Source organism: Streptomyces tritici (assembly GCF_048500665.1).
Lineage (GTDB): Bacteria > Actinomycetota > Actinomycetes > Streptomycetales > Streptomycetaceae > Streptomyces > Streptomyces tritici.
Genome location: NZ_CP183183.1, coordinates 3,474,541 through 3,493,856 on the forward strand (window position 1 = coordinate 3,474,541; position 19,316 = coordinate 3,493,856).

The window sequence follows — 19,316 nt, forward strand, 5'->3', positions numbered from 1 at the left end:
GTCGTCGCGGGCGGGGACGAAAGTGGGACGCCGCAGGGGCGGCCCGGTGCCTAGGGTGCGGGCGTGGAAGCGGCTACGGAGTTCAGGGGTGCGGCGGTGGCCGCGTGGCGGTGGCTGGCGGGCCCGGAGCGGTGGACCCGGCGGAGGACCGCGGGGGAGGCCGTCCTCGCCCTGCTGATGGCGGTCCTGGCGGCCGGCACCGAGGAGATCATCGGCGGGGACGGCTGGCGGCCGGCCGCCGTCGCGGCGAGCGCCATGGTGCTGTCCCTGCTGCGCCGCAGATTCCCCGCCACTGTGCTCGTCGTCACGGGCGCCCTCGCGCCCGTGCTGCCGGGCTATGTGGTGCTGCTCATGCTGGTCGGCTGGTCGGCGGGCCGGCACATCTCCGACGCCGGCCGGGCACTCGCGGCGCTCGCGGGCGCGTACGTGCTCTACATGGCGACGACCCTGCTGGACGCCTGGGACTGGCAGGGAGCCCTGCGCCTGGCGTTCGTCAGCACCATCTACTTCCTGGCCACCACGGTCGTTCCCGGACTCGCCCGCCGCTACTGGGCGCAGCGCCGGACGCTGCTGCACGCGCTGCAGGACCGCAACCGCCGGCTGCTGCGGGAGCGGTCGATGGTCGCGCTGCAGGCGCGGCTGCGGGAACGGCAGCGGATCGCGCAGGACATGCACGACAGCCTCGGCCACCAGCTGGCGCTGATCTCCGTGCACACGGGCGCGCTGGAGGTCGACCCGGAACTGACCGACCGCCAGCGCGAGGTCGTGGGCGTGCTGCGCAACGCCTCGGTGACGGCCATGCACGAGCTGCGGGAGGTCGTCGGCATCCTGCGCGACGGGACGGAGGCACCGGTCGACGCGGGGACTGGCGGCGCGGGCGCGCCGGACGAGTCGCGGCGCGGGACGGCCGGCATCGAGGCGCTGGTGGAGGCCGGGCGGGCGGCGGGGAACACCGTCGCGCTGAAGCGGACCGGCGACGGACCGCCGCTGATGGCGGCCGCGGGCCATGCCGCGTACCGGATCGTCCAGGAGGCGTTGACGAACGCGTACAAGCACGCGCCGGGCGCGGCGATCGAGGTGGAGCTGCGGTACGAGCCCGACGCCTTCGTCGTGGAGGTCGTGAACGCGGCCCCGGCGCGGCCCGCCGGCGAGGTGATCAGCGGCGGGCAGGGCCTCACCGGCCTGCACGAACGGGCCCGCCTCGTCGGTGGCATGGTGCACGCCGGGCCGGTGGACGGCGGCGGCTTCCGCGTCGCGGGCGTCCTTCCGTACGGCGGCGGGGGCGAGAGCCTTCCCCAGGCCGCGCCTTTGGTGGATGCGGCCGACGACTTCCGGCAGCAGTCGACGACCCTTCCGCGGAGCCACTCTGAACCCGTCATGGACTGGAGGTCGGACCCGTGGGCCGACCTGAGCCGCACGGAACGGGAGCTGACGATGGCGCTGCGCGAGAACAGGACGAGGAGCAGGGGCAGCGGGGTCGCGCTGGGCTGCGGCATCGCGGCCGCGGCGGTGGTGCTGCTGGTCCTCGCGGTCGGCTTCGGGGCGTTCTTCCTCGTGCGGGCGGTGGGAAACTCGATGATCGACCCGGCGGAGTACGACGCGATATCGGTCGGCGCGAGCGAGCAGGAGGTCCGCGACCGGCTGCCCAGCGGGGACTCGGTGGCCATGTCGGGGCTGCGCGGCAAGGGACCGAAGGAGCCCGAGGGGTCGCGGTGCCTGGTGCTGATGTCGTCCGACGTGCCGGAGGACATCACCGTCGAGACGGAGCCGGTTTTCCGGTTCTGCTTCAAGGACGGCAAGCTGATCGAGAAGAAGGCGTACGACGTCAGGCGGTAGCGGCCGGGACGCCGGGGGCATCCCCGGGAGGCCGCCGGGAAGGGGGAGGCCGTGACGGGGCGGCGCATCAGGGTCGTGGTCGCCGACGACGAGCCGCTGATCAGAGCCGGGATCCGGATGATCCTCACCTCCGACCCGGAGATCGAGGTGGTCGCGGAGGCCGCGAACGGCCGGGAGGCGGTCGACGCCGCCCGGGCCCACGCGGCGGACGTGGTGCTGCTCGACATCCAGATGCCGGTACTCGACGGGCTCGCGGCGCTGCCGGAGCTGCGCCGGGCCGTGCCGACGGCACGGGTGGTCGTGCTGACCACGTTCGGCGAGCGGGACAACGTGCTGCGGGCACTGGAGCACGGCAGCGTCGGCTTCCTGCTGAAGGACACGGCACCCGCCGAACTGATCCGGGCGGTACGCGCGACCGCGGCGGGAGACGCCTATCTCTCCCCCGCGGCGACCCGGCACGTGGTGGACCGGCTGGCCTCGGGCCGGGAGGCGGCCCGGGCGGAGGAGGCGCGCGGCCGGGTCGAGGCGCTGAGCGAACGGGAGCGTGCGGTGCTCGCGCTGCTCGGCGAGGGCCTGTCCAACGCGGACGCCGGCCGGCGGCTGCACATGAGCGAGGGCACGGTGAAGACGTACGTGAGCCGCATCCTCGCCAAGCTCGGCTGCGAGAACCGGGTCCAGGCCGCGCTGCTGGCACGTGACGCGGGCCTGGAGGGCGCGTAGGCCGGCGGCGGACGGGACCGGGCGGCCCAGGGGCGGGTGGGCTAGGGGGCGGGTGGCGCGGTGACCGTGGTGCCGGCGGCGTTGTAGCGCAGGAGCAGGTCGGCGAAGCGGGCGAGGTCGTCGGAGGACCAGTCCTTGAGCCGCTCCTGGTACGCGGCGAGCCGGCTGGCCTGCGCGGCGGCGAGCATGGCGCTGCCCTTCTCGGTGGTGTGCAGGACCTGGACGCGGTGGTCGTCGGCGTGGGGGCGGCGTTCCACCAGGCCGAGCTTCTCCAGGGCCCCGATCTGCCGGCTGACCGTCGACTTGTCCAGCAGGTAATGGGCGGCGAGGTCCGTGGCCCGACAGCCCTGCTGGTCTGCGATGTGCGAGAGCAGGGTGTAGGAGACGAGCGACAGCTCGGGGTGGACGCGGGCGGCGGCAGCGCGGGCACGGCGGGCGAACGCGGTCAGCTCGCGCTGGATGATGTCGACGGAGGCGTCACGCGCACCCGACATGGACGTACCTTCTTCCCACTTCGCTGAGCCGCGGCCGGCCTGCGACCCGACTCCTCAGTTGTATAACACAACGAGTTGAATGTATCGTGCAACGGTTGTTCAGTTGTAAAAGCCAACCACTATGGAGGTCTCCCATGTCGGCAGGGACACCGACGGCACCGATGACACCGACGCCGCCACCGCTTCGGCACGTGCTCACGCACCTGATCACGCCCCTGCTGATGTGCCTCGGCATGGGACTGGCCTACCTCGGCGCCTTCCACGCCCCCGAACCCCACGACCTGCGGGTCGACGTCGTCGGCTCCGGACCCTCCGCGCAGGTGCTCGCCCAGACCTTGCACGACAAGGGCGCCGGAGCCCTCGACGTACGGACCGAGCCCGACCGGGACGCGGCCGTGGCGGCGCTGCGGGACCGCTCCAGCTTCGGTGCCTACCTGCCCGGGGAGCGGCCCGAACTGCTGGTCGCCTCCGCCTCCTCCGACACCAGCGCCATGGCGGTCGAGAAGGTGTTCACCAAAGTCGCGGCGGGCCAGGGCGCCCCGCTGAAGGTCACGGACGTCGCGCCCGTCTCGGAGGGCGACCCCACCGGACAGGGCCTCTTCTTCCTGCTCGTCGCGGTGAGCATCGGGTCGTACGCCTCCGTCGCCGTGATCGGCGGCGCGGGGGCCGCGCTGCCGCTGCGGATCAGGGCCCTGCTGGCGGTCGGCACCTCGTTCGTCGTCAGCCTGATCGGCACCGCCTTCGCCGGGCCCGTGTTCCACCTCGTCGACCGGGGACTGGGCGGCCTGTGGGCGCTGTCCTGGCTCTACGCGGCCGGCGTGCTGCTGATCGGCGTCGGACTGCACACCTTCCTCAAGCGGTGGACGACGCTCGGCGTGATGGTGCTGTTCGTGATGCTCAACTTCACCAGCTCCGGCGGCATCTACCGGCCCGAGCTGCAACCGGGCTTCTTCGGCTCCCTCCACGCGTTCTGGAACGGCGCGGGCTTCGTCGAAGGACTGCGCGGCCATGTCTACTTCGACGGCCAGGGCCTCGGCCGGAACGTGGCCGTCCTCGTCTGCTGGCTGCTGGCAGGTCTTGTGCTGATGGCCGTCGCGGGGCGCACGGAGTCGGCCCGGCGGCGGACGGACGCCCCGGTCGAGCGCCCGGCCCACGACGAGATCGAGGAGGAACTCGAGGAGGTCGTCCCCGTCTGAGTGACGGAGTTTTCCCCAGGAGAACCCGCTGTCCACAGGGGCAGACGCCTGTTCGGCGGCGCGGGTACCGTCTTCGCAGTTGATGTTCAGCGGCCGCGTCGCGGCACTGTACGAGAGCGGGGAGGGCGTCCCATGGACGAGGTCCTGGTGGCGGTGCCGGAACAGCGAAGTGCCGGGGGAGACGAGCGCGTTCCGTTCGTGCCCGGGTTCGCGCGACGCGCGGCGGCGGGAGCGACGGACTCCCCCAGGGGGCTCGGCAAACTGCTGCGCGAGCGCGTCCCGCGCTCCGACCACGCGGCGCTGGTCCTCGCCGACGACCGGCCCGACGCGGTGCGCGCCGTCGAGGAGTCCAGCCGCGGCCGCGTGCCGGAACTCGCGCCGATACGCGTCGGCCGCATGGCCGCCAGTCCCTTCGCGTTCCTGCGCGGCAGCGCCGGACTGATGGCCCACGACCTCGCCGGCTCGCCGGTGACCGGCATACCCGCGCAGATCTGCGGCGACGCCCACGCGGCCAACTTCGGCCTGTACGGAGACGCGCGCGGCCGGCTCGTCATCGACCTCAACGACTTCGACGAGACGGTCGTCGGGCCGTGGGAGTGGGACGTCAAGCGGCTCGCCGCCTCCCTCGTCCTCGCCGGGCGCGAGGCCGGGGCCGACGAGGACACCTGCCGGGCGGCGGCGTTCGACGCCGTCGGCGCGTACCGGCGGACGATGCGGCTGCTGGCGAAACTCCCGGCGCTCGACGCCTGGAACGCGATCGCCGACGAGGAACTGGTCTCGCACACCGACGCGCGCGACCTGCTGGGCACCCTGGAGCGGGTGGCGGAGAAGGCACGGAACAACACCAGCGCCCGGTTCGCCGCCAAGTCGACGGAGACGCTGACGGACGCCGCCGGCACGGTCGGCCGGCGCTTCGTCGACGCGCCGCCGGTGCTGCGGCGGGTGTCCGACGCGGAGGCGGCGGCCGTCGCCGGCTCGCTGGGCGCGTATCTGGAGACGGTCTCGGAGGACCGGCTGCCGCTGCTCGCCCGGTACGCGATCCACGACGTGGCGTTCCGGGTCGTCGGCACCGGCAGCGTGGGCACCCGGTCGTACGTGGTGCTGCTGCTCGACCACCGGGGCGAGCCGCTGGTGCTGCAGGTGAAGGAGGCCCGGCCGTCGGCGCTGCTTCCGCACCTCCCCGCGGTCGGCTTCGAGATACCGCAGGTCGGCCACGAGGGCCGGCGCGTGGTGCTGGGACAGAAGCGGATGCAGGTCGTCAGCGACATCCTGCTCGGCTGGACGACGGTCGAGGGTCGGCCGTACCAGGTGCGGCAGTTCCGCAACCGGAAGGGAAGCGTGGACCCGGCGGCGCTCACCGCCGACCAGCTCGACGACTACGGCCGTATGACCGGCGCGCTGCTGGCCCGCGCACACGCCCACAGCGTCGACCCCCGGCTGCTGGCCGGCTACTGCGGCAAGAACGAGGAGTTCGACGAGGCCGTCGCCTCCTTCGCCGTCGCCTACGCCGACCGCACGGAGGCCGACCACGCGGACCTGCTGACAGCCGTCCGCACCGGCCGCATGCCGGCCGAGCTGGGCGTCTAGGCCAACGAGGGGCGGGGTGGGTGGGGAGGGGAGGGGGAGGGGGCCCCTCCCCCGGCCGTAGGGTGGGGGGTGACGTGGTGGTGAGTGATGGCGGGGACGTGAGCGGTGTGAACGAGGAGCGGCCCGAGGCGCGGCTGGAGCGGGCCGTGCGAGCCGCCGAGCAGGCGCTGATCGAGTTCGAGATCGCGGTCGAGACGTTCAAGGTCGAGGTCGAGAACTTCTCCCGGCTGCATCACCAGAAGCTGGGGCCGATGTACACCCGGCTCGACGAGCTGGACGCGCTGATCGCCGAGGCCAGGGCCGAGCGGAGCGGTGACCCGGAGGACCTGCGCAAGGCGCGGGAGGCGCGGGCCGCGGTCATGCCGATGCCTGGCGTCGAGGAGCTCTTCCACGACTGGCTGGACTCCGACGGGCTGTCCCCGGAGGCCGCCGCCATGCTCACCGGCCGGCCCGTGCAGCCGCCGAAGCGCGTGCGGCCCAGCGAGGAGGCCCGCAAGCTCTACCGCGAGCTCGCCCGCAAGGCCCACCCCGACCTCGCCCGCGACGAGGCGGAGCGGGTCCGCCGCGAGGAGTTCATCACCCGCGTCAACACCGCCTACGGGCGGGGTGACGTCGCCCTGCTGCAGGAGCTGGCGGAGGAGTGGGCGGCGGGCCCGGCGCCGAAGAGCGAGCAGTCCGGGAGCGAGGAGCTGTACGCGCGCCTGGAGTGGCTGTCGCGCCGCAAGGAGCTGCTCACGGTGGTCGCCAGGGACCTGGAGGACAGTGCCATCGGGCAGATGCTGAAGATGGCCCCGGACGACCCGGACCGGCTGCTGGAGGAGATCGCCGAGCAGCTGCTCGCCCAGGTCGCCGAGCGCGAGGCCGAGCTTTCCGCGCTGACGCAGCCGGTGGAGTAGGTTTTCGGTATCCCTCCCCGACGAGAGAAGGCCTGACCCATGAACTTCGCCCCGCTTCCCTCGGTGGACGTCGCCTCCGTGCCGGCGGATGCCCTGGTGATCGACGTCCGTGAGGACGACGAGTGGGCGGCCGGACACGTCGACGGCGCGCTGCACGTGCCGATGAGCCAATTCGTGGCGCGTTTCGGCGAGGTGACCGAGGCCGTGGCCGACGGTCGCCGCGCGTATGTGATGTGCAAGGTCGGCGGGCGCTCCGCGCAGGTCACCCAGTACCTGACGCAGCAGGGCATCGACGCGGTGAACGTCGACGGAGGCATGCTCGCCTGGGACGGCGCGGAACGGCCGATGGTCAGCGAGAACGGCAGCGCACCGTTCGTCCTGTAGCGGCGGCGCTCGTCAGCTGAGCGGGTGGGCGGCCAGGAGGGCGCCCAGGGTCTCCTCGTGGGCGGCGGCGGGGCCGAGCGAGAGTTCCAGATGCTTGGCTGAGGCGTGGTAGCGGTGCAGCGGATAGTCGGTGTCGGCGCCGAAGCCGCCGTGGAGGTGCTGCGCGGTCTGGACGACGCGGCGCACTCCTTCCGCGGCCCAGATTTTTGCCACGGCGATGTCCGCGGCGATGGGGAGTGCCCCGTTCGTGCCGCCGGCGAGCCGCCAGGCCGCCTGCCAGAGGGTGACCTCCATGGCGCGCAGGTCGATGTAGCGGTCGGCGGCCTGCATCGCGACGGCCTGGAAGGTGGCGACGGGGAAGCCGAACTGTTCGCGGGTGCCGGTGTACCGGGCGGTCATGTCGAGGACGCGCTCGCCGAGTCCGAGGGCGAGTGCGCAGGTGCCGGTGGCGAGGACGTCGCGGAGCCAGTTCCAGGCGCCGTCGGCGTCGATGATGCGGTCGGCGTCGAGGCGTACCGCGTCGAGCCGGGCTTCGGCTAGCAGTTCGCCGTTGGTTGAGTACTGCTCGGACAGGGTCAGGCCGTCGTGGCCGCGGGGGATCAGGGCGATGACGGCGCGGCCTTCGGGGGTGTGCGCGGGCAGGGCGATCAGGTCGGCGGAGTGGGCCCAGGGGATGGTCGAGTGGAGGCCGTCGACGGTCCAGGTGTCGCCGTCGTGGCGGGCGGTGGCGGCGAGTTCGGCGGGTTCGTGGCCGGTGCGGCCGTGGGCGCCGGCGGTGAGTACGGGGGTGCCGCGTCCGGCGTCGGGCAGGAGGGCGTCGGCGAGGGCGGGGCTGCCGTACCGTTCGACGGTCATGGCGACGGCGCAGTGCTCCAGGAGCGGGACGCGGGCCAGGACGCGGGCGGATTCGCGCAGGACGAGGCAGAGGGCGAGCAGGTCCAGGCCGGCGCCGCCGTGCCGCGGGTCGAGGACGAGTCCGAGGAGGTCGGCGTCGGCGAGGCGGGACCACAGGGGTCGGTCGTACGTGTCGGACACGGCGCCTGGTGTGAGCGCCGGGCTGGGGACGCCGTCGGGCGGGACGTCGGCGAAGACGCCTCGGGCCGCCTCGACGGCTGCCTGCTGCTCCTCGGTGAAGGTGAAGTCCACAGCCGTGCCCTCCTGTTGCCGTCCTGACGCTGCCGCTGACGGAGCGTCAAGATAGAACAGGTTCTAGGGGAAGGGAATGGCCGTGGCTCAGCGGTCGAAGTCCAGCTCCACGTCGGCCGTGGCCGGATGGGACTGGCAGGCCAGCACATAGCCGGCCTCGGTCTCCTCGGGTTCCAGTGCGAAGTTCCGGTCCATCCGCACCTCGCCCTGCACCAGGAACGCCCGGCACGTGCCGCACACGCCGCCCTTGCAGGCGTACGGCGCGTCGGCGCGGGCGCGGAGCACCGTGTCGAGGAGCGTCTCGCCCTCCTGCACCGGCCAGTTGCCGGAGCGGCCGTGCAGGGTCGCGGTCAGGGTCGCGTGCACGGGTGCGCCGGCCATCGGGGCGGGCTTGGGGGCGGAGCCGTCGTCGACGTGGAAGATCTCCTGGTGGACCCGGCCGCGCGGTACGCCGAGCGTGCGCAGGGCCCGCTCCGTGCCCGTGACCAGTCCGTACGGGCCGCACAGGAACCAGCCGTCGATCGCGTCGACGGGCAGCAGGGTCGGGAGGAGCGTGGTGAGCCGTTCCTCGTCGAGCCGGCCGGAGGGCAGGCCCGCCTGCTGTTCCTCGCGGGAGAGCGCGGTTACCAGCTGGAAGCGGTCGGGGTAGCGGTCCTTCAGGTCCGCGACCTCGTCCAGGAACATGGTGGAGGCCGCTGTGCGGTCGCTCCGTATCAGGCAGAACCGGGCGTCCGGTTCCCGCTCCAGCAGGGTCGCCGCCATGGACAGCACGGGCGTGATGCCGCTGCCGCCGACGACGGCGGCGAAGTGCCCGGGCCGCGGTTCGAGGACGAACCGGCCCATGGGTTCCATGACCTCGACCGTGTCGCCGACGGCCAGTTCCTTGAGCGCGTAGGTGGAGAACTCGCCGCCGTCGACCAGGCGGATGCCCACCCGCAGCACCGGCGCCCGGCCGGCCGGCACGGCGGGGGCGCAGATCGAGTAGGTGCGCCGGATCTCCTCGCCGGTCCGGGCGGTGCGGCGCAGCGCGAGGTGCTGGCCGGGGGCGTGGCGGTAGGCGTCGTGCAGTTCGGGCGGGACCTCGAAGGTCACGGCCACCGCGTCGTCCGTGAGCCGTTCGACCGCGCTCACCCGGAGCGGATGGAACTCAGCCCGTCCGGAGCGGGGGGTCTGCATCTACAACTCCTTGAAGTGGTCGAACGGTTCGCGGCAGGTCACGCAGCGGCGCAGGGCCTTGCACGCGGTGGAGGAGAAGCGGCTGAGCAGCTCGGTGTCGGTGGAGCCGCAGTGGGGGCAGCGGATCGCCAGGCTCAGCGGTACGGGTCCGCCGGCGGTGGCCGCCTGCGGGCGGGGCGGGGCTATGCCGAACTCGGCGAGCTTGCGGCGGCCTTCCTCGGTGATGTCGTCCGTCGACCAGGCGGGGGAGAGGACGGTCTTCACGCTGACTTCGGGGACGCCGTGTTCGTGCAGGGCGCGCTCGATGTCGCAGGACATGGCCTCGATGGCGGGGCAGCCGGTGTAGGTGGGGGTGAGTTCGACCTCGACGCTGCCGGGGCCGACGTAGTGCACGCCGCGCAGGACGCCGAGCTCCTCCAGGGTGAGGACGGGCAGCTCGGGGTCGGGAACGGCGCCGGCGATGCGGCTCAGTTCCTGTTCGAGCGCCGTCATGGTCACCATGTCGCCCCCGGGTGGCTGCGGTGCAGGTGCTGCATCTCGGCGAGCATCCGGCCGAAGGACTCGGTGTGCAGGCCCTGGCGGCCGGCTCCGGCGCTCCAGGCGCCGAGCCGCGGCCCCTCGGGCACGGTCAGGGTGGCGCGCCGCAGTACGGAGGAGACGGACTCCAGCCAGGCGGCTTCCATGGCGGTGCGGTCGACGTCGAGGCCCTCGACGGGCTGGAACGGCTCGCCGGTGTAGCGCCACAGGGCGTTCACGGCGCGCTGCATGCGGGCGTGGCTCTCGTCGGTGCCGTCGCCGAGGCGGAGGGTCCACTGCTCGGCGTGGTCCTGGTGGTAGGCGACTTCCTTGACGGCCTTGGCGGCGAGGCCGGCCAGCGGGCTGTTCCCGGCGGCCAGCTCCGTGTACAGCAGGCGCTGGTAGGTGGAGAAGTACAGCTGCCGGGCGATGGTGTGCGCGAAGTCGCCGTTGGGCTGTTCGACGAGCTGCACGTTGCGGAAGGCGCGTTCCTCGCGGAGGTAGGCCAGTTCGTCCTCGTCGCCGACGAGGGTGAGCAGGACGCGGGCCTGGCCGAGGAGGTCGAGCGCGATGTTGGCGAGGGCGACGTCCTCCTCCAGGACGGGCGCGTTGCCGGCCCACTCCCCCAGGCGCTGGGCGAGCACGAGGGCGTCGTCGCCGAGCGCCAGCGCGGCCGCGGCGGGCACGGCGGACTCGGTGGCGGGCGTTCCGGTCGTGGTGGTCTCGGCGGTCACAGGTGCTTCACCCCCTCGGGGATCTCGTAGAAGGTCGGGTGCCGGTAGGGCTTGTCGGCCGAGGGCTCGAAGAACGGGTCCCGCTCGTCGGGCGAGGAGGCGGTGATCGCCGTGGACGGGACCACCCAGATCGAGACGCCCTCGTTGCGCCGGGTGTACAGGTCGCGGGCGTTGCGCAGGGCCATCTCGGCGTCCGGCGCGTGCAGGCTTCCCGCGTGCGTGTGGGACAGTCCGCGGCGCGAGCGCACGAACACCTCCCACAGCGGCCATCCGTCGGTGCTCATCGCTGCGCCTCCCCGTGCTTCCCGGCGTATGCCGCCGCTGCTTCCCTGACCCAGGCGCCGTCCTCGTGGGCCTGGCGCCGCTTGCTCAGCCGCTGCTCGTTGCAGGGGCCGTTGCCCTTGAGGACCTCCCAGAACTCGGTCCAGTCGATCGCCCCGAAGTCGTAGTGCCCGCGCTCCTCGTTCCACCGCAGGTCGGGGTCGGGGAGGGTGAGGCCGAGGGCCTCGGCCTGCGGGGCGGCGATGTCGACGAAGCGCTGGCGCAGTTCGTCGTTGGAGTGCCGCTTGATCTTCCAGGCCATGGACTGGGCGGAGTGGGACGACTCGTCGTCGGGCGGGCCGAACATCATCAGCGAGGGCCACCACCAGCGGTCGACCGCGTCCTGCGCCATGGCGTGCTGCTCGGGCGTGCCCTGGGAGAGGGCGAGCAGGGCCTCGTACCCCTGGCGCTGGTGGAAGGACTCCTCCTTGCAGATCCGGACCATGGCGCGGGCGTAGGGCCCGTAGGAGCAGCGGCACAGCGGGACCTGGTTGGTGATCGCCGCGCCGTCCACGAGCCAGCCGATGGCGCCGACGTCGGCCCAGGTCAGCGTCGGGTAGTTGAAGATCGAGGAGTACTTCTGGCGGCCGGCGTGGAGCTTGTCGAGGAGCTCGTCGCGGCTGGTGCCGAGGGTTTCGGCGGCGCTGTACAGGTACAGGCCGTGGCCGGCCTCGTCCTGCACCTTGGCCATGAGGATCGCCTTGCGCCGCAGCGAAGGGGCGCGGGTGATCCAGTTGGCCTCGGGCTGCATGCCGATGATCTCGGAGTGCGCGTGCTGGGCGATCTGGCGGACGAGCGTGGCCCGGTAGGCGTCCGGCATCCAGTCGCGCGGCTCGATGCGCTCGTCGGCCGCGACGGCGGCGTCGAACACCGCCTCGAGGGCGGACGCGTCCATCGTCGCCTCTGCCGCTGACGTCCCTGTGGTCATCGGACCCCCTACCGACCGATCGTTCGGTTGAATGACTTCAATGGTGGGTCGGCGGCCCGTAAGGTGTCAACCCTGTGGATAACTGACGGGGCCGATCGGGATCGGGGCGGGGATGGACTCGTACGACGACGGGACCGCGCGCGGAGGCGGTGCCCGCGGCGGCATGGCCGCCCTGTCCCTGCCGTACCAGGTCGTCGCCGCCGTGACGCTCGCGGTGGTCGCGGTCCTCGCCTGCTGGCACCTGTCGATGGTGTTCCTGCACGTCGCGCCGTCGAACACGCTGACCAAGCAGAACGGCGAGGCGGTGGACGAGTGGGTCTACCCCGAGTTCGAACAGAACTGGAAGCTCTTCGCCCCCAACCCGCTGCAGACCAACATCGCCGTCCAGGTCCGGGCGGTCGTCGCCACCGGTGACGGCGGGCGGCGCACCACCGGCTGGATCGACCTCTCCGCCCAGGACGCCGAGCACATACGCGGCAACCCGCTGCCGAGCCACGCCTTCCAGAACGAGCTCCGCCGCGGCTGGGACTTCTTCGTGAACACCCACAACGCCGACAACGAGCCCAACGGCATGCGCGGCCGGCTCTCCGAGCAGTACGTCCGCCGCATGGTGATGCTCCGCCTCGGCGAGGACCGGGTCGGCGGCCGCGTCGAACGGATCCAGGTGCGCTCGGAGACCCGCTGGGTCGCCAGGCCGCCGTGGAGCACGGACAAGAGCCGCCGCGCGACCGAGTACCGCACCCTGCCGTGGTGGACGGTGACCGCCGCGGACCGGCCCGACGGCGCGCGCCAGGACCGCGCCGGGCTCCTCGCCCAGGACCCCGCCCCTGGCCGTGCCGGGACGGAGGCAGCCCGGTGACCGGAACACCGCACACCGCCCCCGACCGCCGGCTCGCCCGCGCGGTGCAGCGCGTCACGGCCGGCGCCCTCGGCCCGTACCAGACCGCGATCGTCCGCATCGGCTTCTCGCTGACCTGGCTGCTCTTCCTGCTGCGCGAGCTGCCCCACCGCCATGAGCTCTACGGTCCCGACGGCCCCTGGTCCTGGGAGATGGGGCGCCGGCTGATCGCCGACAACGGCTCCTTCACGGCCCTGATGTGGTCGGACAGCCACCTGTGGTTCGAGCTCGTCTACGTGCTCGCCGTGCTCTCCAGCGCCCTGCTGCTGGTCGGCTGGCGCACCCGGGCCATGTCCGTGGTCTTCATGGCCGGGGTGCTGTCGCTGCAGAATCGCTCCGTCTTCATGGGCGACGGCGGCGACAACGTCATCCATCTCATGGCGCTCTACCTCGTCCTGACCCGCTGCGGGCAGGTCTGGTCGCTCGACGCCCGGCGCGCCGCCCGCACCGCGCGGACGGCGGAGGAAGAGCGCCGCCGGGACCTCGTGGGTCCGCTGCTGTGGACGGTGCTCGGCGGTTTCCTCCTCGCGGCCACGTACTTCTCCGACCGGACCGGCGAGATCTGGTTCCTGACGCTGCTGTGGCTGCTCTGGCTCGGCCAGGCGCTGTGGTGGCTGGCCTGCCGGTACGGGCCGGGCGAGCCGCGCACGCTGCTCGACGTGATCGCCAACCTCGTGCACAACGGCGCACTCGTCGTGATCATGGCGGAGGTCTGTCTGATCTACGCCACGGCGGGCTGGTACAAGATCCAGGGCTCGCGCTGGCAGGACGGCACCGCCCTGTACTACCCCCTCAAGCTCGACTACTTCACGCCCTGGCCGGCGCTCTCGGACCTGCTGGCCTCCGGCGGCGTGATGGTGATGCTGCTCACCTATGGAACGGTCCTGGTCCAGGTCGCGTTCCCGTTCACGCTGTTCAACCGCAAGGTCAAGAACGTCCTGCTGGTCGCGATGATGCTGGAGCACGCGGGCATCGCGGTGCTGCTCGGGCTGCCGTTCTTCTCGATGGCGATGATCGCCGCGGACGCCGTCTTCCTGCCCACCGCCTTCCTCGTGTGGCTCGGCGCGCGGGCCGCGCGGGGCCGGGACCGGGCGCTGGCGCGGCTGGGCCGGGGCGCTGTGCCGCGGCAGCGGGACCCCGAGGAGGAGCCCGCTGCCCGTACCCTCGTCGGGTGAGCACCAGTACCGCCGAACAGCCGAACCGTCCCGACGAGCCCCTCCAGTACGACGAGGGGTTCGGGCAGGAGGTCGGCGTCGGACCGCACCCGGAGCCCTGGCCTCAGGACGAGCGCTACGACCCGGAGCTGCTGGCCGACGGCGACCGGCGCAACGTCGTGGACCGGTACCGGTACTGGACGCGGGAGGCGATCGTCGCCGACCTGGACACCCGGCGGCACGACTTCCACGTGGCGGTGGAGAACTGGGGCCACGACTTCAACATCGGCTCGGTGGTGCGGACCGCGAACGCGTTCCTGGCGAAGGAGATCCACATCGTGGGCCGGCGCCGCTGGAACCGGCGCGGGGCGATGGTCACCGACCGGTACCAGCACGTCCGCCACCACCCCGACACGGAGGCGCTGACGGCCTGGGCCGCGGCCGAGGACCTGCCGATCATCGGGATCGACAATCTGCCGGGCGCGGTGCCGCTGGAGCGGACGGTGCTGCCGCGCCGCTGTGTGCTGCTGTTCGGGCAGGAGGGGCCGGGCCTGACCGAGGAGGCCCGCACGCACGCCGCGATGGTGTGCTCGATCGCGCAGTTCGGCTCGACCCGCTCGATCAACGCGGGCGCGGCGGCGGCGATCGCCATGCACGCCTGGGTCCAGCGGTACGCCGAGATCACGGACGCGCCCGGCGCTGTGTGACGCCCGTGCGAAAGGGCCCGTCCGGCACGCGGACGGGCCCTTTCGGCGTGGTCAGGCCTGGCGACGGACCTCGACGACGCGGAAGCGGTTGGCGACGAACGCGCCGTCGCACAGGGCCGCGTTGGCCGCCGGGTTGCCGCCGGAGCCGTGGAAGTCGGAGAACGCCGCGGTCTGGTTGACGTACACCCCGCCGGTCAGGTTCAGCGAGAGCTGCGCCGACTCGTCCAGGCAGACCTCTTCGACGGCCCGCTCGACGTCCGGGGACGTCGTGTACGCGCCGACGGTCATCGCGCCCTTCTCGCGGATCGTGCGCCGCAGCAGCTCCAGGGCGTCGTCGGTGGAGTCCACGCGGACCGCGAAGGAGACCGGGCCGAAGCACTCGGAGAAGTACGCGGCCTGCGCCTCGGGCTTGCCGCCGTCCAGCTTCACGATCACCGGGGTGCGGACGACCGCGCCGGGGAAGTCCGGGTTCTCCACCTCGCGCGACTCCAGGGCGACCTCGCCGAGCCCCGCGGCCGCCTCCAGGCGGGCCTTCACATCGGGGTTGACCAGGGCGCCGAGCAGCGCGTTGGCCCGGGCGTCGTCGCCGAGCAGCCCGCCGACCGCGGCCGCGAGGTCGGCGACGACCTCGTCGTACGACTTGGGGCCGGCGTCCGTGGTGATGCCGTCGCGCGGGATCAGCAGGTTCTGCGGGGTGGTGCACATCTGGCCGCTGTACAGCGACAGCGAGAAGGCCAGGTTGGAGAGCATGCCCTTGTAGTCGTCGGTGGAGTCGACGACCACCGTGTTGACGCCGGCCTTCTCCGTGTACACCTGGGCCTGGCGGGCGTGCTCCTCCAGCCAGTCGCCGAAGGCGGTCGAACCCGTGTAGTCGATGATCTTGATCTCGGGGCGGACGGCCAGCGTCTTGGCGATGCCCTCGCCGGGCCGCTCGACGGCCAGCGCGACCAGGTTCGGGTCGAAACCGGCCTCGGCGAGCACCTCGCGCGCCACCCGCACGGTCAGCGCCAGCGGCAGCACGGCCCGCGGGTGCGGCTTGACCAGGACCGGGTTGCCGGTGGCGAGGGAGGCGAACAGGCCCGGGTAGCCGTTCCACGTCGGGAAGGTGTTGCAGCCGATCATCAGCGCGATGCCGCGGGCGACCGGGGTGAACTGCTTGCTCAGCTCCAGCGGGTCCCGCTTGCCCTGCGGCTTCGACCAGGCGGCCGCGCCGGACGGCGTGCGGGTCTGCTCGGCGTACGCGTACGCCACCGCCTCCAGGCCGCGGTCCTGGGCGTGCGGGCCGCCGGCCTGGAACGCCATCATGAACGCCTGGCCGCTGGTGTGCATGACCGCGTGCGCGAACTCGTGCGTGCGGGCGGAGATCCGGGCGAGGATCTCCAGGCAGACCAGGGCGCGCGTCTCGGGCCCGGCCTCGCGCCAGGCGGCCATGCCGGCGCGCATCGCCGGCAGCAGCACGTCGATGTCGGCGTGCGGGTACTCGACGCCGAGGACGGGGCCGTAGGGCGAGATCTCGCCGCCGGTCCAGCCGTCCGTGCCGGGCTGGTCGAGCTCGAAGCGGCCGTCGAGCAGCGCCTGGTACGCGGCCAGGCCCTCGGCGGCGCTCAGCGAGCCGTTCTCCCCGTAGGCCTTGGGGTGCTCGGGGTGCGGGGACCAGTAGGCGCGCGTGCGAATGGTCTCGAGCGCCTGGTCGAGCGTCGGCCGGTGCCTGTCGGCCAGGGTGTCGGTGGTCAGCTGAGCGGCGGCCATCAAGGACCAACTCCTCGGTGAGCTCAATCCGATGCGGCGCGCGGGGCGCCCCTCGACGGGTGGTGGTGGAGGACGGGTGGGCAGGAATGTGCGGACAGGGCTAGAGTAACCGAACGATCGGTCGGTACAAGGGGGTCCGCAGAACCTGTGGATAACCGAGTAGGGGAGGATCACCGACATGACCGCCATCGAGCACAGCCGAACCGTCTCCGTCGTCGGCGCCGGCACCATGGGCCAGGGAATCGCCCAGGTCGCGCTGGTCGCGGGCCACCCGGTCCGGCTCCACGACACCGTTCCCGGACGGGCCGAGGCCGCCGTCGCGGCGATCGCCGCCCGGCTGGACCGCCTGGTCGAGAAGGGTCGGCTGGACGCGGACGCGCGCACCGCCGCCGTCGCCCGTCTGCACCCGGCCGGGCAGCTCGCCGACCTGGCCGACAGCGCCCTCGTGGTCGAGGCCGTGGTCGAGCGTCTGGACGTCAAGCAGGAGCTGTTCGCCGAGCTGGAGAAGGTCGTCGCGGACGACTGCCTGCTCGCGACCAACACCTCCTCGCTGTCCGTCACCGCCGTCGCCGGGGCGCTGCGCCTGCCGGAGCGTTTCGTCGGACTGCACTTCTTCAACCCGGCGCCCCTGCTGCCGCTGGTCGAGGTGGTCAGCGGGCACGCCACGGACGAGGCCGCGGCGACGACCGCGTACGACACGGCCAAGGGCTGGGGGAAGACGCCGGTGCGCTGCGCCGACACCCCCGGCTTCATCGTGAACCGGATCGCCCGCCCCTTCTACGCCGAGGCGCTGAGGATCCACGAGGAGCGCGGTGCGGACCCCGCCACCATCGACGCGGTGCTGCGCGAGTGCGGCGGCTTCAGGATGGGCCCGTTCGAGCTGACCGACCTGATCGGCCAGGACGTGAACGAGGCGGTCACCCGCTCGGTCTGGGAGTCCTTCCACCAGGACCCGAAGTTCACCCCCTCGCTCGCCCAGCGCCGGCTCGTCGAGTCGGGCCGGCTCGGCCGTAAGACGGGCCAGGGCTGGTACGCGTACAGGGAGGGCGCCGCCGCCCCCGAGCCGCACACCGCCCCGCTGACCGAGCCTCCCGCGGAGATCACCGTCGAGGGCGGCGACCTCGGGCCGGCGCAGGAGCTGGTCGCGATGGCCCGGGAGGCCGGGATCACCGTCCACGAGGTCGAGGAGGACCGCGGCAGCCGCATCGTGCTGCCGAGCGGCGGGCAGCTGGCGCTCGCGGACGGCCAGACCGCGATCGAGTTCCGCGACGTCGTCTTCTACGACCTGGCGCTCGACTACCGCACGGCCACCCGGATCGCGCTGTCCGCCTCGGAGGACACCCCCTGGGAGACGCTGCGCGAGGCGATAGGCCTGTTCCAGGCCCTCGGCAAGAAGGTCAGCGTCATCGAGGACGTCCCCGGCATGATCGTCGCCCGCACGGTGGCGATGCTGATCGACCTGGCCACCGACGCCGTCGCGAAGGGCGTCGCCTCCGCCGAGGACATCGACACGGCCATGCGCCTGGGCGTCAACTACCCCCTCGGACCCGTCGAATGGGGCCGCCGGCTCGGCGCCGGCTGGGCGCACGACCTGCTCGGGGAGCTGAACGCACGGATCCCCGGCGGCCGCTACCAGCCCTCCCTGGCCCTCTACCGCCGCGCCTACGCCGAGGGGGGCGAGTGACCGTGGCGACGCCCAAGCGTGACACCTACACCCCCGAGACGCTGCTCTCCGTGGCGGTGCGGGTCTTCAACGAGCGCGGCTACGACGGCACCTCCATGGAGCACCTCTCCAAGGCCGCCGGCATCTCCAAGTCCTCGATCTACCACCACGTGGCGGGCAAGGAGGAGCTGCTGCGGCGGGCGGTGAGCCGGGCGCTCGACGGGCTGTTCGCGATCCTCGACGAGGCCGGGGCGCAGCAGGGCCGGGCCGTGGAGCGGGTCGAGTACGTGACCCGGCGGACCGTCGAGGTGCTGACGGCGGAACTGCCGTACGTGACCCTGCTGCTGCGGGTGCGCGGCAACACGACGACGGAGCGGTGGGCGCTGGAGCGGCGCCGGGAGTTCGACCAGCGGGTGGCGGAGCTGCTGAAGGCGGCCGTCGCCGACGGGGACCTGAGGGCCGATGTGGACATCCGGCTCGCCACGCGGCTGCTGTTCGGCATGGTGAACTCGCTGGTCGAGTGGTACCGCCCGCACACGGGTCCGGGCGGCGAGGCGGACCGCGCCCAGCTCGCCGACACCGTGGTGCATCTGGCGTTCGACGGGCTGCGCACGGCGAGCTGAGCGCGCTGAAGAGGCCCTGTGGAGGCCGGCGCGCCGGGGGCGTCCCCGAGCGCGCCCGGTCGTTCCCCGGCGGGTCTACGGCCCGTCGGGGTCCAGGTCCGTCTCCTCGAACACCAGCAGCGTGCGCGTCGAGAGCACCTCGGGGATGGCCTGGATCCGCGTCAGGACGAGCTCGCGCAGGGTGCGGTTGTCCGGCGTGTGCACGAGCAGCAGGACGTCGAAGTCCCCGCTGACCAGAGCGATGTGCGCGGCTCCCGGCAGCTCCTGGAGCTTTTCCCGCACGGTGCGCCAGGAGTTCTGCACGATCTTGAGAGTGATGTACGCGGACGCGCCCTGGCCGGCCCGTTCGTGGTTCAGCCGCGCGCTGAAGCCGCGGATCACCCCGTCGTCGATCAGCCGGTTGATCCGGGCGTAGGCGTTCGCCCGGGAGACGTGCACCCGCTCGGCCACCGACCGTATCGAGGCGCGCCCGTCCGTCTGCAGGATGCGCAGGATCGCCTTGTCGACCGCGTCCAGCGGACGCGGCGCGAGCGCGTCCTCCCCGCCGTCGGCCATTTGTTCATCCGCCATGTCCCCCCGCCTCTCTCG

The 19,316-nt window shown here is 72.7% G+C and carries 20 protein-coding genes; 11 read left to right on the forward strand and 9 right to left on the reverse strand.

Annotation, left to right across the window (positions count from 1 at the left end):
- Nucleotides 1-63: 63 nt before the first annotated feature.
- Together ACNJ93_RS16050 and ACNJ93_RS16055 are read left to right on the forward strand one after the other, a co-directional pair.
- Entirely contained in the window at nucleotides 64-1,836 is a 1,773-nt protein-coding gene (locus ACNJ93_RS16050; RefSeq protein ID WP_418958086.1) for a sensor histidine kinase, read from the forward strand.
- Nucleotides 1,837-1,887: 51 nt separating this feature from the next.
- Nucleotides 1,888-2,556 (forward strand): response regulator, encoded by a 669-nt coding sequence (locus ACNJ93_RS16055; RefSeq protein ID WP_418958087.1) that lies wholly within the window; start codon nucleotides 1,888-1,890, stop codon nucleotides 2,554-2,556.
- A gap of 41 nt (nucleotides 2,557-2,597) precedes the next feature.
- On the opposite strand, the gene ACNJ93_RS16060 is transcribed toward ACNJ93_RS16055, so the two are convergent.
- Nucleotides 2,598-3,050: a MarR family winged helix-turn-helix transcriptional regulator gene (locus ACNJ93_RS16060; RefSeq protein ID WP_418958088.1), complete on the reverse strand. Its 453-nt coding sequence runs from the start codon at nucleotides 3,048-3,050 to the stop codon at nucleotides 2,598-2,600.
- Between the two features lie 134 nt (nucleotides 3,051-3,184).
- On the opposite strand from ACNJ93_RS16060, the gene ACNJ93_RS16065 reads away from it, so the two are divergent.
- From ACNJ93_RS16065 to ACNJ93_RS16080, 4 genes are all read left to right on the forward strand, one after another.
- Nucleotides 3,185-4,246, forward strand: coding sequence for a hypothetical protein (locus ACNJ93_RS16065; protein ID WP_418958089.1), 1,062 nt, complete (start codon nucleotides 3,185-3,187; stop codon nucleotides 4,244-4,246).
- 132 nt (nucleotides 4,247-4,378) lie between these two features.
- Nucleotides 4,379-5,833, forward strand: a complete 1,455-nt coding sequence (locus tag ACNJ93_RS16070) for a DUF2252 domain-containing protein (RefSeq protein WP_418958090.1) — start codon at nucleotides 4,379-4,381, stop codon at nucleotides 5,831-5,833.
- A gap of 62 nt (nucleotides 5,834-5,895) precedes the next feature.
- Entirely contained in the window at nucleotides 5,896-6,729 is an 834-nt protein-coding gene (locus tag ACNJ93_RS16075) for a J domain-containing protein (RefSeq protein WP_418958091.1), read from the forward strand.
- A gap of 39 nt (nucleotides 6,730-6,768) precedes the next feature.
- Nucleotides 6,769-7,113: a rhodanese-like domain-containing protein gene (locus tag ACNJ93_RS16080; RefSeq protein ID WP_418958092.1), complete on the forward strand. Its 345-nt coding sequence runs from the start codon at nucleotides 6,769-6,771 to the stop codon at nucleotides 7,111-7,113.
- A 12-nt stretch (nucleotides 7,114-7,125) separates the two neighbouring features.
- On the opposite strand, the gene ACNJ93_RS16085 is transcribed toward ACNJ93_RS16080, so the two are convergent.
- From ACNJ93_RS16085 to paaA, 6 genes are all read right to left on the reverse strand, one after another.
- Nucleotides 7,126-8,259 carry an acyl-CoA dehydrogenase family protein gene (locus ACNJ93_RS16085; RefSeq protein ID WP_418958093.1) on the reverse strand — a complete coding sequence of 378 codons (1,134 nt, stop codon included), beginning with the start codon at nucleotides 8,257-8,259 and terminating at the stop codon, nucleotides 7,126-7,128.
- Between the two features lie 87 nt (nucleotides 8,260-8,346).
- A complete protein-coding gene (locus ACNJ93_RS16090) occupies nucleotides 8,347-9,435 on the reverse strand; it encodes a 2Fe-2S iron-sulfur cluster-binding protein (RefSeq protein WP_418958094.1) in 1,089 nt (362 codons plus the stop codon).
- The gene (gene paaD, locus ACNJ93_RS16095; protein ID WP_418958095.1) at nucleotides 9,436-9,936 is read right to left on the reverse strand and encodes a 1,2-phenylacetyl-CoA epoxidase subunit PaaD; all 501 of its coding nucleotides are present in this window, start codon (nucleotides 9,934-9,936) and stop codon (nucleotides 9,436-9,438) included.
- Nucleotides 9,930-10,685 (reverse strand): 1,2-phenylacetyl-CoA epoxidase subunit PaaC, encoded by a 756-nt coding sequence (paaC, locus tag ACNJ93_RS16100; protein ID WP_418958096.1) that lies wholly within the window; start codon nucleotides 10,683-10,685, stop codon nucleotides 9,930-9,932. The genes paaD and paaC overlap by 7 nt, the downstream gene beginning before the upstream one ends.
- Nucleotides 10,682-10,969 carry a 1,2-phenylacetyl-CoA epoxidase subunit PaaB gene (gene paaB, locus ACNJ93_RS16105; protein ID WP_418958097.1) on the reverse strand — a complete coding sequence of 96 codons (288 nt, stop codon included), beginning with the start codon at nucleotides 10,967-10,969 and terminating at the stop codon, nucleotides 10,682-10,684. Before paaB ends, paaC begins: the two co-directional genes overlap by 4 nt.
- Entirely contained in the window at nucleotides 10,966-11,934 is a 969-nt protein-coding gene (paaA, locus tag ACNJ93_RS16110; protein ID WP_418958098.1) for a 1,2-phenylacetyl-CoA epoxidase subunit PaaA, read from the reverse strand. The genes paaB and paaA overlap by 4 nt, the downstream gene beginning before the upstream one ends.
- Before the next feature lie 112 nt (nucleotides 11,935-12,046).
- On the opposite strand from paaA, the gene ACNJ93_RS16115 reads away from it, so the two are divergent.
- Genes ACNJ93_RS16115 through ACNJ93_RS16125 form a run of 3 tightly spaced genes read left to right on the forward strand, consistent with a single transcriptional unit; the run spans nucleotide 12,047 to nucleotide 14,693 of the window.
- Nucleotides 12,047-12,793, forward strand: coding sequence for a DUF5819 family protein (locus ACNJ93_RS16115; RefSeq protein WP_418958099.1), 747 nt, complete (start codon nucleotides 12,047-12,049; stop codon nucleotides 12,791-12,793).
- Entirely contained in the window at nucleotides 12,790-14,007 is a 1,218-nt protein-coding gene (locus ACNJ93_RS16120; protein WP_418958100.1) for an HTTM domain-containing protein, read from the forward strand. The genes ACNJ93_RS16115 and ACNJ93_RS16120 overlap by 4 nt, the downstream gene beginning before the upstream one ends.
- Nucleotides 14,004-14,693, forward strand: coding sequence for a TrmH family RNA methyltransferase (locus ACNJ93_RS16125; RefSeq protein ID WP_418958101.1), 690 nt, complete (start codon nucleotides 14,004-14,006; stop codon nucleotides 14,691-14,693). The genes ACNJ93_RS16120 and ACNJ93_RS16125 overlap by 4 nt, the downstream gene beginning before the upstream one ends.
- A gap of 51 nt (nucleotides 14,694-14,744) precedes the next feature.
- Here ACNJ93_RS16125 and paaN read toward each other — a convergent pair whose 3' ends face one another.
- Complete coding sequence (paaN, locus tag ACNJ93_RS16130; protein ID WP_418958102.1) at nucleotides 14,745-16,442, reverse strand: phenylacetic acid degradation protein PaaN; 1,698 nt, start codon at nucleotides 16,440-16,442, stop codon at nucleotides 14,745-14,747.
- 178 nt (nucleotides 16,443-16,620) lie between these two features.
- Between paaN and ACNJ93_RS16135 the strand changes: the two genes are divergently transcribed.
- Nucleotides 16,621-18,126, forward strand: coding sequence for a 3-hydroxyacyl-CoA dehydrogenase (locus ACNJ93_RS16135; protein WP_418958103.1), 1,506 nt, complete (start codon nucleotides 16,621-16,623; stop codon nucleotides 18,124-18,126).
- A gap of 2 nt (nucleotides 18,127-18,128) precedes the next feature.
- Nucleotides 18,129-18,728, forward strand: coding sequence for a TetR/AcrR family transcriptional regulator (locus ACNJ93_RS16140; RefSeq protein WP_418958104.1), 600 nt, complete (start codon nucleotides 18,129-18,131; stop codon nucleotides 18,726-18,728).
- Between the two features lie 75 nt (nucleotides 18,729-18,803).
- Here ACNJ93_RS16140 and ACNJ93_RS16145 read toward each other — a convergent pair whose 3' ends face one another.
- Nucleotides 18,804-19,298 (reverse strand): Lrp/AsnC family transcriptional regulator, encoded by a 495-nt coding sequence (locus ACNJ93_RS16145; RefSeq protein WP_418958105.1) that lies wholly within the window; start codon nucleotides 19,296-19,298, stop codon nucleotides 18,804-18,806.
- Nucleotides 19,299-19,316 lie beyond the last annotated feature (18 nt).